Genomic DNA, 13,867 nt, shown 5'->3' with positions numbered 1-13,867 from the left:
TTTACTTTTTATTTACCAAGCTCCGCCCCAATAGCGTCTTGACGGTCAGCCGCTCGCTCTGGCGATGCCGGAAGGCCTGCCACCCGACACAAGACATGCAAAAAGGGAGCGTCCGATGCCAGGACTGGAGACCAAGACCGCACAGTGCGCCGCCACGGCGCGTTTGCAGTGAGAAGCGCGACGCCACAGGGCGTGCGCCGCAATCCCGCGCCGGAAATCGAGCACAGCTTCATGCGTTCGCCGCAGAGCGGCCCCGCGCCTTCGAGCCAGCGCGGCTTCCTGCATTGCCTTCAGCACGGCAGCCCGTCGCCGCTGGAACGCTGGCACTGCCACGACGAGTACGAACTGCACCTGATCGCCGACACGCGCGGCTGGGCCTTCATCGGCGACCACGTGGGGCGCTTCGAGCCCGGGCACCTCGTGCTCACGGGACCGCGGCTGCCGCACAACTGGGTCTCGCACAACCTCCCGCGCGAAGGCGTGGAACTGCGCAGCCAGGTGCTCCAGTTTGCAGACGCACCGCTGCGCAAGGGCATGGAGGTGTTCCGCGAACTCAAGGAAGCGGAACCCCTGCTGGAGAAGGCGCGCTACGGCGTCGAATTCTTCGGCATCACCGACAGCGTGCGCGAGCACTTCGAGCGCATGCAAGACTGCGAGGGGCCGGAGCGGTTCGCCGAGTTTCTCCGCCTGCTGAGCCGACTCACGCGCTGCAAGAACCACCGCGCGCTCTCTTCGGGCTGGCTGCCGATCAAGGGCAACGTGGAGACAGTCGATGCGATCGGCAAGGCCGTTGCCTATATCCGGCTGCACCTGGACCAACCACTGTCGGCCCCGAGCGTTTGCGAACACGCGGGCGTCAGCCCCGGCAGTTTCTCCCGCCTGTTCGGCCAGTCGACGGGCGTCTCGTTCACCGATTTCGTGAACCGGCTGCGCGTGGGCGAGGCGTGCCGGCTGCTGATGGAAAGCGACCAGCAGATCTCGAACATCTGCTATGCCGCCGGGTACAACAACATCGCCAACTTCAACCGGCGCTTCCTGGAGATCAAGGGCATGACGCCCAAGGAGTTCCGCCTGCGAATGGCCATGCGCCACAGCCAGGGCCAGACGCTGCCGATCTCGCGGCTGGACATGGCAGGCATCGGCGTCGGCGCGATGGCCGCCGCCGGCACGGTTCACGTCAGCGCCGCGATATCGCAGCGTCAGTCGTAGGCGACCGTCACCAGTGCGGCCGACGGGCCGCCTGACTGCGGCTGCGCCGACGCAAGCAGCGACAGCGTGCCGCCCTGCTGGCCGATCGCATGCCACTGCGCGGGGTCGATGGCCTGCGTCCGCCCGCGGCTGTCCATGAAGCGCGCCGACACCGCCTGCGTGCGCGCCATCTCGACCTTCATTCGTGCACTGGGGCGGTCCACGGTGTCACGGGAAAAAACCAGCTCGGCCTGGCGTTCGCCCGTCGATGTGGCCTTCATCCGCTGCGGTTGTTGTCGTTGAGTTTGCTGGGGTGGCACCAGGGCCACCTGGTAGGGCGCTGCGACGATGGCGCCGGTGAAATGGATGGTGCCGTCCCCGGCATGGCTGCCAAGCGCCAGTCCGCCCAGCCAGGAAATGCCGGCCATCGCGGCGAGCCGACGAAGAAAAACCGCGCGTCGTTCCATGGTGCTCCCTCCTTGCGATCCGCCGTCGAAGCGGCGCGTTCAAGAGCGCCTTGGGCAAGGCGGCCGGAGCGATGTTAAGCGTGCAATGTGACGCGCTTCTCAGTGCAATCACTTCACCTGACGGCGCTGTCTGGGTGCAAGATGGCGTGTTGTGCCGCGCGCGTGCGGCACCGAGGCGCGAGGTGGACCATCGAGGGGTGCGGCTATTGGTAGTCCAACGTGAAGGTCACCACGGCATTCGCCGTACCAGGACTGACTGTTGCGCCCGTCTGGTAATACGCGGCCTGCAGCGGGATCGCCAGGGTGCTGCCCGTCTTGTAGTTGTAGCCTTGCAGCGTGTAGCGCTTCCCGAACTGCAACGGGACCGCTGCACCGTCCTTCAACTGCAAGCCGACGCCCGTGGCCGTCGACCCGGAAGACAGCGCAACCACCCCTTGGGCCGGCACACTCAGGCCGGCCGGCGCGGAGAACAGATAGCCGATGTTCACGGAGGTGCCGCCAACCCCTGCAATGGCCCCGCGCATCTCCGGCGGGCACGTGACCGAGATCGCGAAGGTCTTCACCAGTGCCGATGCGGTTCCGATGCCGGTGAACGCTGAGCTCTTGTGCTTTCCCATGTCCACGGTCAGATCCTGTGCCGTGCAGGTCGGGTGGCCCTGAAGGTTCAGCGGCCAGGCATTGAACCCCCAGTTGGCGCGAGTCATGGCGCCATTGATGCTGTGGCGCAGCTCGATCAGCGGCTGGCCGAAGGTCGCCACCCCGGCATTGGTAGGACCTGTCTTGATGTAGCGCATCCAGGCAGAGGCCCTCAGGAAGACCGGATTGGCTTCGGTCGCCTGAACAACGCCCGTGCATTCGAGCCATTGGCCATTCGCGGGGGACCACTTCGAGACCGCCGCACCCGATGAGGCCCCTGGGCCGCCGAGGTCCACATTGCTCAACCTGCAGCTGCCGGCTTCGATTCGCCCTTCGAATGCAACGCCGACCCCGGGCAGATCGGTGCCGAAGACAGTGACCATGCCTCCCCCGGTCCCTGCGGTCTGCATGCCCGCAGCCGACAACCCCGCCACCTTGAGCGCCAGGCCGAAGGTGCCGGTCCCGGTGCACCGATAGACATGGTCACCGGTGGGTGGCGCCGACCAGGCCGAGAGCGCACCACCGATCGGCAGATCACGAGGTGCAAGCAAGTAGGACGGTTGGTACATGTTTTTGACAGAACTCGACGTCAGTTCGCACTTCGGCTGCGCATCGGCAGCGGCCGGCCACCACAGCAACAGCAGCAACGTCAGCGCAACGACCCACCGGCACGCAGGCTTGCCAAGACGATTCAACGGCCAGTGATTGCTGTTCATCGCACGGTTCTCCCTTTTTCCTTGATTGCGCAGATGCCGTGTCCGGCCCTCAGATCGCGCATCGGGCCTCGATCACCCGCCACGCTGGCGAACGGCCAGACCCCGAGTCATCGGCAGGGCTGTCATGCAGCGCGAGCGGCAAGCTGCAACGCTGATCCGCGGCTTCGCCCCATGCCAACTCGTAGCGCGCGGTATCGACCATCACGCTGCGCAGCAGAAGCCGCCCGTCCTGCGCCACCGTGCCGACCTCCTGCCCCGCCGCATCCGTCACCCGCGCACCGAACGGCACCGGCGTGCCGTCGGCCAGGGTGACGCGCACCAGCACCGAACGCCCGCCGCCCGAGGTTTCGAACTTCAGCTTGACCACGGCGCCCGCCGTAGGTGCAACGCGCTGCGTGCTCGACTTCAACTCCACGCTCATCGGCAGGCCCTTGGGGTCGAGCTCGACTTCATTGCTCGCAAAGGGCGCGAGGTTCGACACCACGGCCTGCCCGCCCGGCCCCACGCGCAACCCGCTCGCGTTGGCAACGCGCGCGCCGTTGGCGCCCTTCGCCTCGACGATGGCGAGCGTTTCGCCCATCGCAGGCGCGAACACCACGCCACCGCCGTGGGCCACCACGCCGCCCGACACGCCCACGCCCAGCTGCGAATAGCCTTCGCCGGCCGACGCGCTGGCGCGCCAGGTGGCGACGGGCGAGGCATGGGCCAGCGTGGCGCCGCCGCCGGTGCGTGACGACGTCGACGCCCCTTCGCCCCCGCGGCCGTGGCTCGCGTTGAGGCTGTAGCTCCACGCGTTGTCTTCGCCGAACACGCCGCCTGCGGAGGTGCGCATGTCGATCGCGCCGCTGGAATCGCGCTGCACGCTCGACGTGGTGTAGACCTGGCGCGACCCGGTGTCCAGCGGAATGCCGACGGTCAGCATGACCGTGTTGTTCCAGCGCTTGCGCAAGGGGTCGAACTGCCGGGCGGCCGAGAGCCCGAGGTTCACGCGGCCGAGGCTCTTGCTGTAGCCGGCCTGGAACTGCGTGTCCCGGCCCTCGCGGTTCCAGTAGTCCTGGGTCGAGCCGCTCAGGTAGAAGGACCCCATGTCGCGCGGCAGGTTCTGGTTGAGCATGAGCTGCAGGCGGCCGCGCAGGTGTCCGCCCGGCAGGCCACTCCCGTCGCCGCGCGAAGGCCCCGGTGCCTCGCCCAGCGCCACGGCCTCGCGCAGGCCCAGGTAGCCCTTGCTCGAATAGCGGTAGGCCGCGAGCGTGACGTGGGTGTCGGTGGGCGCCAGGATCTTGGTGTAGGCCAGCCGCACGCTGTGGCCGCTTCGGCGCTCCTGCCCGGGAAGGCTGGCCGAGGTGCCCGTCAGGTCGACGCCGAAGGCGCCCCAGCCGGTGTTGAGCGCGGCCCCGCCCACCAGGGCGCGATAGCCGCGTGCGAGCAGCACGCCGCCGTAGCCCGTGAGCGCGTTCGTGAAGCCGTGCTGTACCGTGCCCTGGAACAGCGCGGGCCGGCTGTGCAGCTGTGAATCGCGCAGCTGGCCCGCCGTCACGCGGTAGCGCGTGATGCCGGGGCGCAGCGCGTTCACCGCGGCGGCATAAGGCACCTTCGACACCTGCACGCTGCCGTCGGCTTCGGTGACTTCGACGTCGAGGTCGCCGCCGTAGCCCGTGGGGTACAGGTCGTCGATCACGAAGGCGCCGGCCGCCACCGTGGTCTCGCGCAGCAGGTTGCCGTTCTGCCTCACGCGCACCACCGCATTGCCTCGGGCGATGCCCGTGATGCGCGGCGCGTAGCCGCGCTGGGACTCCGGCACCATGCGGTCATCGGTGGCCAGCTGCACGCCGCGAAAGCCGAAGCTGTCGAACAACGCGCCCTCGGTGAAGGCATCGCCCACCACCAGCTGGCTGCCCCAGGGTTCGATGGCGCGCTGCACGTAGGTCTGCGTGCCCTGGTAGTGGGTGCCGCGTGCCGAGCCGGTCGTGAGGCTGCCGTGGTGCCGCAGCCGCCAGGGGCCGATGTTGCCGCCCGCCACCAGGCCCACATAGCCCTGGCTGTCCGAGCGTCCTGCGGACTTCGAGCGGTAGTAATTGGCGTCGTACTGCAGCAAGGCGGCGGGCACGCCGTCGTCCCACTGGCTCGGGTCCACATGGCCGCGCGCCTGGCGCCGAAGCGCCGCCTGCGGCACGCCGATGTCGAGCCGCTGTTCGCCGTTGTCGAAGAACGCGGTCGCGTCGGGCACCAGCTGGGCCAGCGCCACGCAGTCTTGCTGCGATGGCGATGGCGCAGCGCCCGGCAGCAGGGCTGTGGCCTCGGGCGACAGGCGCTGCAGATCGACACCGACACGCTCAAGCAGGTCGCGGTCGAAGCAGGTGGCGACATCGCCGCTGCGCGCGCCCACCGCCTTCAGCGTGACGGTGGCGCGCCCGAGCCAGACCTGGTTGACGTAGAGGTCGGCGCGATAGCGCCCCGCCTCAGCGGGGTTGCCCTTGTTGTAGCGGCTCAGGTCCAACGGCACGCCGTTGCCCAGCCGCAGGAAGTCTTCGTTGAAGCGCACTTCCGCAGGCTGCGTTGCGGCAGCCTGCGTGTTGGCCCCGACCTGCGTGCTGGCCGCCATCGCCAGAAGCGCCGCCCATGCGCAGGGGGACAACCGCCGCACAGTGCACACGGCGTTCTTCGAGGCCTTCATGAATCGCCATCCGCTAGCGTGCGGTGCCCTTGGGGAGCACGGCGTTGCCTGGCACGGCGCCGCCATAGTCGTTCAGCGTCTGATAGCGAAGCTGGAGGTCTGCGGCCCCACGGCCATCGAGCGAACCCTTCAGCGGGAGCTCCCTGGTTTCGCCCGGCGCCACCATCACGCCGTCGTCGAACCCCGCGCGCTTGCCGTCGCCCTCGAGCTCCACCGAGACGAGGTTCAGGTGATAGGGCGTCGGGTTGCGCACCTCGACCGCCGGCGCGCCCTCGCGCCCGACCAGTCGCCAGACCGCCTGGGCCGCAGCCCCCTCGGACTTGCCCGCCAGCCCGGCCGGACGAAAGAACAGCTTGATGCGCGAACGGAACGCCAGCTGCAGCTTGTTCGCGTCGGCCATGGCCCCCTCGGGACGGGGCGGCACTTCGAGCATGTTGAGCCAGAACACCGACTCGCGGTCGGAAGGCAGCGGCTCGCCCGTGTAGGCGATGCGCAGGGTCTGGCTGCGCGTGGGATCGATGCGGGACACCGGCGGCGTGACCAGGAACGGCGCGCCCTTCGCGGCAGGACCGGCTTCGGCATTGCCGTCGTCGGTCCAGACCTGCACCAGGGCGGGCGACGCCCCCTCGTTCGAGAGCCTCAGCGTGACCTCGGTTTCTTTCGCGGGATAGATGACGCGGGTGGCGGCCATCACCACGGCCGCCTGCACCCCGCCACACAGGACGAGCGCGCCGACGGCCGCCATCACGATCCGCATCGCAGCCGATGCATGGGCAGTCTTCATGGGTTCTCCCGAAGCGGTCATGCCGGACACGGGCGGCCGCTGGCCGCGGCCGCCCGTGCAACCGGTCACTGGTAGGCGATCGAATACACGACGCTCGTCGTGACCTTGCCGACGGTGGCGGCACCGCCGCTGGCCACGTACTCGGCGGTGTAGCGAAGCGAGGCCGCGCCGTTGACGATGTCGGCGGCCCTGGAGTTCTGCGCCGACAGCGCCAGGCCGAGCTTGATGGGGCTGGCGTCGTCTGCGTTGCTCAGGCCGACCTGCACGTTGGTGGCCCCGCCCGAGCCGGGAATGAGGCGGCCGGTCGTGCTGTCCACGGTGGCGCCCGGTTCGAACTGGACCAGCACCTTGGCGGGCGTGGCGGCGCAGCCGGTCAGGTCGATGCTGAACGGCGTCTTGCCGGCCGTCTTGCCGGCTGCGTCGAGCGTGCTGGCGGCGACGGTCGGCAAGGTCACGACGATGTCTTTGTTGCCGCCGTTGATCACGCAGGTCTGGCCCGTGATCTCGCCGTTGAAAGAGATGTTCCCGTCCGCCGCCGAGGCGGATTGCGAGAGGGCGAGTGCGCCAGCGAAAGCAACGGCGGCAATGAAGTGGGTACGCATATCGAGTGAACTCCTGACAGATGAAGACGTGAATTTGGAAGTTGTGCGTGCGGGTTCGTCTTCGAAGGCCCTGTACGCCGGTGCTCCTGCGCCGGTCGCGTGGGAGTCGGGTCAATTTATGAACGGCATGTGTCCCGCAGGCATACGCGTTTGGCGTCGCGTGATATTCCAGTGACCTGCGGACATTCAAAGGTGAACTAAATCACTGGAAAATTAACCGTTTGACCCGTGACTGCTGTTGCCGACGCGGATCGAGCGAACCTTTGTGAAGACTCAACCTTTGGCCCGGCCTGCATTTCCAATTAACAATTTGGACGCAATTTTTCATGTGCCATCAGCCCTCCATCGGCGATCTCCCCTTAACTCCCTGCATTCTTACTTCTACACGCAGCGAGTTTTTCAATTTCGCCAATCCGCATTGCGCATGAAATATGTCACCATTTCTTCACAAGAACGAACAACCAAACACAACCAAAGTTAATTACTGAAAATTCCGCATTTCATCCAGAAGATTTAAGAAATAGACTCCGCCCGCCTTACAAAGGTAAAGCGTTGTTCATTCTTAAAAATTCAGGGAAATCAAATGCAAAAGGGTAGTTTTTTCAAGGCCGCGGCAGTCGCGGTCACCGTGGTTCTCTCGCAAGGCGCGCTGGCCGCCGACGGCACCGTGAACTTCACCGGCGAAATCGTCGACACGCTGTGCTCGATCGCACCGAGCAGCCAGAACCTGACCGTGCCGCTGGGCAAGGTGTCGCGCACCGTGTTCGACGGTGCCACCGCCGGCACCGCGGTCGTCGGCAAGAAGGCCACGCCGGCCAAGTTCAACATCGACCTGCTGGGTTGCGGCGCCACCGCCAAGGGCGCGACGGTGACCTTCAGCGGCACCGCCGACCTCGACGACGCCAGCAACCTGCGCCTGGCCAACGCCGGGCAGGTCGGCATCGGCGCCGCCAGCGGTGTCGCGATCGAACTGGGCGACTCCGCCGGCACCAAGCTTCCGCTGGGCTCGCCGTCGGCGGTCTACCTGCTGGGCCAGGGCGACAACGCCCTCAAGTTCCAGGCTGCGTACGTGGCCACCCGGTCGGCCGTCACGGCGGGCCCGGCCAACTCGGTCGCGCAGTTCACGATCGCCTACAAGTAATCGCCGCACCCGCGGTCTTCGCACGCCGACCGACGCCCTTCGCATCGCGTCGGCGCGATACCGCCCAGGCCTCACGGCACCACCGCCCGATCGACACACGGCGGCAGGCGCCACCTCCCGTTTTCTTTTCTGCCCGCACGCCGGGCGCACCTCGTGGTGCGTCGGCGCGGTCGGGTGCGCGCGGTTCATGTGTCGGAAACGCGCCGAGGAATTTCTTCTATGTGCAGCAAGAACCGCTTCCGATGGACCCTTGCCGTCCTGCTGGCGCTGTGCCTTCCGTGGCCGGCCGGCGCGGGCATCACGCTCAGCGGCACGCGCGTGATCCTGGGCGAGAAGGACCGCGAAGCCTCCATCCCGGTGAAGAACACCAGCACCTCGCCCTATGTGGTCCAGACCTGGATCGACGCCGGCGAAGGCCAGAACAAGACCCCGCTGCTCGTCACGCCGCCGTTGTCGCGGCTCGATCCGGGCACGGAAAACATCCTGCGCATCATGCGCGTGGCCGGCGATCTGCCGGCCGACCGCGAGTCGGTGTTCTGGCTCAACGTCAAGGAGATCCCTGAGCGGTCGAAGGAGGAGAACGTGCTCCAGATCGCGGTGCGCAGCCGCATCAAGCTGTTCTACCGGCCGGCGCGGCTGGCGGGCAAGCCGGAAGAAGCGCGCACCCAATTGCAGTGGGTGGTGAGCCCCGGCCCCGAGGGGCACGGCGCGGTGCTGCGGGTGGCCAATCCGTCGGCCTATCACGTGACGTTCACGGCGCTGGAAATCAACGACGGCCAGCAGAAGATCAACGCGGACATGGTGCCGCCCTTCGGCGAAGCCAGCTATCCGCTGACCGCGGTGAAAACGCCCGAAGCGATCCGGGTGAGCTTCACCACGCTCAACGACTACGGCGGCGAGACGCCCGGAGAGCAGGTTCGCGTTCCCCAGGGCACCACGCCTGTGGCGGTGAAGGCCGAGCTGCTGCCGCCCGCCGCCCCGGCGGACGGCAGCAAGCCGCGCTGACGCCGCACCCGGGACGAATCGCCATGCGTCACTCCTGCGTCTTTCGCGCACCAGCCCGATCGGCACTCCACGCCGCGATGCTCGGTGCGCTCGGCATGCTTAGCGTGCCCGCCCTCGCACAGCAACCAGCGCCACGGCCGCCATCGGGCGGTGCCGACTTCAATGCGGAATTTCTCAGCATCGGCGGCGACCAGCCGCATGCGGACCTGTCCCTGTTCTCCACGGGCAACCGCGTGCTGGCCGGGACGTACCTCGTCGATGTCTCGCTCAACGAGCGCAGCACCGGCCAGACCGACATCCGCTTCGCCGCGGCAGAGGGCCAGCTCGACGCCACCCCGTGCCTCACACGCGGCATGCTCGACGGCTGGGGCCTCAACGTGCCGGTGTTTCCCGGCCTGGCGAACCTTGCGGACGACGCCTGCGTCGACCTGGCCTCGGCCATTCCCGAGTCCGCCGTCACCTACGACGGCAGCAAGCAGCGCCTGACGCTCAGCATCCCGCAAGCGGCCTTGAAGCGGTCGGCACGCGGGGCCGTCGGCCCCGAAAAATGGGACCGCGGCATCACCGCCGCGATGCTGGACTACCAGCTGAACTTCGCGCGCTACAGCGGCAACAGCACGCGCGACGCTGCGCCGCTGCCGACGGCGTCGCAGAACATCTTCGACGGCAACCCGTTCGCCGACAACACGCGCAAGCCGCAGCGCAACACGCTCTTCGCCGGACTGCGCGCGGGCTTCAATGTCGGCGACTGGCGCCTGCGTCATTTCTCGACCTACAACCGCGGCCTCGGCGGCCAGGGCCGCTGGCAAGGCGTCAACACGTATGCGCAACGCGACCTGGCGTCGGTGAACGGCTACCTGCGCATCGGCGACGGTAACACGCCCGGCAACTTCTTCGACAGCCTGCCGTTCCGGGGTGTGCAGCTGGCCTCCGACGACGCGATGCTGCCCGACAGCCAGCAGGGCTACGCCCCCACCATCCGCGGCGTCGCCCAGACCAACGCGCGGGTGACGGTGCGCCAGAACGGCTACATCATCTACAGCACCTACGTGGCGCCCGGCCCGTTCGTCATCGACGACCTCTACCCCACGTCATCGAGCGGCGACCTGGAAGTGAGCATCGCCGAGGCCGACGGTCGGCAGACGCGCTACACGCAGGCCTTCTCGGCCGTGCCCACGCTGCTGCGCGAAGGCACGTGGCGCTTCTCGGCCGCCGTCGGCAGGTACCGCCGCGGAGAAAGCGAAGAGACATCGTCGGCCACATCGTCGATCGCGCGGCCGGCCTTCCTGCAAGGCACACTCGCGCGCGGCATGGGCAACGAGCTCTCGCTGTATGGCGGCCTCATGGTGGCCTCCATGTACCAGTCGCTGCTCGTGGGCGCCGGCAAGAACCTGCGCGATTTCGGCGCCTTCTCGGTCGACCTGACCCACGCGCGGACCACCGATCGCACGCCCCTGAACGGCACGTCGGTCTACAGCGGGCAGTCGCTGCGCTTCCTGTATTCGAAATCCTTCCTCGACACGGGCACGAGCTTTCGCGTGGCGGGCTACCGCTACTCGACGAGCGGCTACCGCACCTTCCAGGAGGCAGTGCAGATGCAGGACCCGCAGCCGCAGGCGTCGTTCCACAGCCGGCGCAACGAGCTGCGCTTCGAACTGTCGCAGCAGCTCGGCGAGGCGGGGTCGGTGTATGCGTCGGCGCGCCAGCAGAGCTACTGGGGCACCTCCGCCCAGGACCGGCTGGTGCAGGTCGGCTACTCGGGCAGCTACAGGCAGTTCGGCTACAGCGTCTTCTACAACCACAGCACCAGCCTGAACCGCGCGCCCAACCGGCAGATCATGTTCACGCTGACCATTCCCCTGGGCGACACGCGCGCCCATGCGCAGTACGCCGCCACGCGGGAGATCGGCGGGCGGCTGGTCCAGCAGGCGAGCCTCTACGGCGCGGCACTCGACGACAGCCGCCTCACCTACAACCTGACCGCGGCGCACGCCAACCAGGGCGGCGACAGCAGCGGCAGCGCGAGCGCCAGTTATCTCTCGCCCGTGGGCCGCTTCGACCTCGGGCATTCGCGCGGCCCGGGTTACGGCCAGACCACGGTCGGCGTGGCCGGCGGCCTGCTGGCGCATGCCGGCGGCGTGACGCTGTCGCAACCCCTGGGCGAAACCGTGGCCTTGGTGCAGGCGCCCAGGGCGCAAGGCGTCGGCCTCGAATCGCGCCCCGGCGTGAGCACCGACTGGGCAGGCGACGCCGTCATTCCCAACCTCAGCCCGTACCGGCTCAACCGCGTCGCGCTTCGCACCGGCGACCTGGGCGACACCGTGGAAGTCAAGAACGCCGCCATGGACGTGGTGCCCACGCGCGGCGCCGTGGTGGCCGCGCGCTTCGAGACCTCGGTGGGCTACCGGCTGCTGATCACGCTGACCAACGGCAAGGGACGCGCACTGCCGCTGGGCGCACGGATCGAAAACGAGAGCGGCCAGGAAGTCGGCGTCGTCGGACCGGACGGCCAGGCCTTCGTCACGGGCGCGGGCGACAGCGGCCGCCTCACCGTGCGCTGGGGCCAGGACGCGGCGGACCAGTGCGAGGTGCCCTACCGCCTGCCGGTCGACCCCAGCCCCCCGCCCATCCGCGAACTGACCGCGCAATGCCGGACGCCGGACAGCGCGCCACCGAAGGGAATGAAATGAGCAGACCCATCCTGTTGAATGCATGCACCGCCGCCTCGGCCCTGGGCCTGCTGCTGTGCGCCTTCCCGGCGCAGGCCGCGTGCTACGTGACCAAGGGCTACGTGGAAAAAATCGTCAACATGAACATCGGTCGCGTCGTCATTCCCAACGACGCCACGGTGGGCACGGTGTTCAAGCAGCAGCTCTTTCCCCTGCCGCTGTCCGGCTCGACCAACAAGCCATGGACGTGCACGAAAGGCGGCGTCGTGAAAGGCGTGATGCTGCAGGGCACCCCCGTGCCGGGCTACGACTACGTGTTCACCACCAGCGTTCCCGGGGTGGGCATCCGCCTGTCGCGCTACTTCAACCAGGCAGAGGTCAGCTACTACCCGCACGAACGCACGACCAATGACGACTTCAGCAGTTTCAATGCGGCGTCGCGCTTCCAGGTGGAACTGTTCAAGACCGCACCCGTCACCGGCAACGGCCCTCTCGCACAGGGTACCTACACCCAGTACTACAGCGTCGCCGACACGCAGTCGGTTCTCACGACGAACCTGCTGGGCGAAGGCATCACGATCATCACGCCCTCGTGTTCGGTCGACCTGGGCTCGCGCAACATCCTGGTGCAGTTCGGCAAGGTGCCGAAGGACGGCTTCAAGGGCCGCGGCAGCACCACGGCCGAACGCAAGTTCAGCATCAAGCTCAACTGCAAGGCCGGGCAGAACGCGCAGAACACGGTGTATCTGCGCATGGATGCGCCACAGGACCCGTCGAACGAACAGGGCGTGCTGCAACCCACGCGAGGCGCGCCGAACCTGGCGACCGGCGTGGGCATCCAGGTGATCGACGAGAAGAACGTGCCCGTGAAGTTCGGGGAAGAGACGCTGGTCGGCACCTCGCGCAACGGCGACTACGTGCTGAACTACACGGCCCGCTATTTCCAGACCGGCAACCAGGTGACACCGGGCCGGGCGGATGGCACCGCCACGTTCAGCATCGACTACAAGTAGAGGCGAGCGAAGGCCGATGCGTTGCCATGTCAGGAGCTGGTCAAGGAAGCATCATTCAGCGACGCGATCGGATCAATAAAGAAGCGCCCTCTGCCCAGAATCAAGACTCCTCGCACATTGCGGAAGCAGCCCCGGCGCCTTGCGGCAGACCCAAGGTCGCAGGCACGCTCCGCAGTGGGTGCTCGCAGCCCTTTGAAATAGACCAACCAGATGACCCTCGAGGGAAAACTGTCCCTGGCCCTGCTGGACAACCGCAGCTCGCGCAGCAACTTGCTCCAGGACCGCCTGCGCACCATGGGCCACCGGCCCGTCATGTTCAGCAGCATCGGAGAACTGCTGAACACCCTGAGCCGCGGCAGCCGTTTCGACCTGCTGCTCGCCGCCCCGGATGCCATGGGCAGCGAGAGCCTGCTCACCGTGTGCTGGGTGCTGGGCATGCCGGCCCTTCCCATCACCGCGCAGGGCGAACCGGATGTGGTCGCACTGCCTTCTTATTTCGAAGACATGCCCCTGCTGGGCAGTGGTACCAACTTCGACCTGCGCCGCATCTCGAACGACGCACTGGTGCAGCACATGCAGACGCTCTACACGGAGCAGGACGCGGGCATCACCCCGCGCCAGACCACACCAGACCGCTGGACCTGGGGCGAGTACCGCTTCGTCGACGGCAACAACACCGTGCTGCATCGCGACCGCGAGATCGCACTCCAGCCGCGGCAGTTTTCCTTTGCGCTCGAGCTGTTCCGCAACCTCGGCAACGTGCTGACGCGCTCCTGGCTCATGAGTTCGGTGTGGAAGCTCCCCCCCGAGCGCCCCGTCACGCGCTCGCTCGACGCCTGCGCCACGAACGTGCGGCGCAAGCTGTCGCTGCAGCGCGAGAATGGGTTCGTGCTGCGCGCGGTCTACGGGCAGGGTTACCAGCTGGTCTCGGTCAGCACGCCCGCACCGCCTTACCGGATGTGAAACCAGGGC

The 13,867-nt window shown here is 67.5% G+C and carries 11 protein-coding genes; 6 read left to right on the top strand and 5 right to left on the bottom strand.

Going from position 1 to position 13,867, the window contains the following annotated elements; genetic code table 11:
* Positions 1-231 precede the first annotated feature (231 nt).
* Positions 232-1,209 carry a cupin domain-containing protein gene (locus tag AC07Q9_RS25965; protein ID WP_495312275.1) on the top strand — a complete coding sequence of 326 codons (978 nt, stop codon included), beginning with the start codon at positions 232-234 and terminating at the stop codon, positions 1,207-1,209.
* Here the strand turns inward: AC07Q9_RS25965 and AC07Q9_RS25960 are convergent.
* The 5 genes from AC07Q9_RS25960 to AC07Q9_RS25940 all read right to left on the bottom strand — a co-directional run bounded on the left by AC07Q9_RS25960 (position 1,200) and on the right by AC07Q9_RS25940 (position 7,067).
* Complete coding sequence (locus AC07Q9_RS25960) at positions 1,200-1,655, bottom strand: hypothetical protein (protein WP_495312274.1); 456 nt, start codon at positions 1,653-1,655, stop codon at positions 1,200-1,202. The two genes, AC07Q9_RS25965 and AC07Q9_RS25960, sit on opposite strands and share 10 nt — an antisense overlap.
* A gap of 203 nt (positions 1,656-1,858) precedes the next feature.
* The gene (locus tag AC07Q9_RS25955; protein WP_495312273.1) at positions 1,859-3,007 is read right to left on the bottom strand and encodes a fimbrial protein; all 1,149 of its coding nucleotides are present in this window, start codon (positions 3,005-3,007) and stop codon (positions 1,859-1,861) included.
* 49 nt (positions 3,008-3,056) lie between these two features.
* Complete coding sequence (locus tag AC07Q9_RS25950; protein ID WP_495312272.1) at positions 3,057-5,681, bottom strand: fimbria/pilus outer membrane usher protein; 2,625 nt, start codon at positions 5,679-5,681, stop codon at positions 3,057-3,059.
* A gap of 13 nt (positions 5,682-5,694) precedes the next feature.
* The gene (locus AC07Q9_RS25945) at positions 5,695-6,465 is read right to left on the bottom strand and encodes a fimbrial biogenesis chaperone (protein WP_495312271.1); all 771 of its coding nucleotides are present in this window, start codon (positions 6,463-6,465) and stop codon (positions 5,695-5,697) included.
* Between the two features lie 65 nt (positions 6,466-6,530).
* Positions 6,531-7,067: a fimbrial protein gene (locus AC07Q9_RS25940; protein WP_495312270.1), complete on the bottom strand. Its 537-nt coding sequence runs from the start codon at positions 7,065-7,067 to the stop codon at positions 6,531-6,533.
* Positions 7,068-7,650: 583 nt separating this feature from the next.
* Between AC07Q9_RS25940 and AC07Q9_RS25935 the strand changes: the two genes are divergently transcribed.
* From AC07Q9_RS25935 to AC07Q9_RS25915, 5 genes are all read left to right on the top strand, one after another.
* Positions 7,651-8,208 (top strand): fimbrial protein, encoded by a 558-nt coding sequence (locus tag AC07Q9_RS25935; RefSeq protein ID WP_495312269.1) that lies wholly within the window; start codon positions 7,651-7,653, stop codon positions 8,206-8,208.
* Positions 8,209-8,427: 219 nt separating this feature from the next.
* Positions 8,428-9,213 (top strand): fimbrial biogenesis chaperone, encoded by a 786-nt coding sequence (locus AC07Q9_RS25930; protein ID WP_495312268.1) that lies wholly within the window; start codon positions 8,428-8,430, stop codon positions 9,211-9,213.
* 77 nt (positions 9,214-9,290) lie between these two features.
* Complete coding sequence (locus AC07Q9_RS25925) at positions 9,291-11,903, top strand: fimbria/pilus outer membrane usher protein (RefSeq protein WP_495312267.1); 2,613 nt, start codon at positions 9,291-9,293, stop codon at positions 11,901-11,903.
* A complete protein-coding gene (locus AC07Q9_RS25920) occupies positions 11,900-12,895 on the top strand; it encodes a fimbrial protein (RefSeq protein WP_495312266.1) in 996 nt (331 codons plus the stop codon). Before AC07Q9_RS25925 ends, AC07Q9_RS25920 begins: the two co-directional genes overlap by 4 nt.
* A 210-nt stretch (positions 12,896-13,105) precedes the next feature.
* Positions 13,106-13,858, top strand: coding sequence for a winged helix-turn-helix domain-containing protein (locus tag AC07Q9_RS25915; protein WP_492678901.1), 753 nt, complete (start codon positions 13,106-13,108; stop codon positions 13,856-13,858).
* The last annotated feature ends 9 nt before the right edge of the window (positions 13,859-13,867 follow it).

Source organism: Variovorax sp. GW821-FHT09A10, from assembly GCF_059418385.1.
The sequence above is the reverse complement of the archived record's forward strand: the minus strand, read 5'-3'. Positions and strand labels throughout refer to the sequence as shown.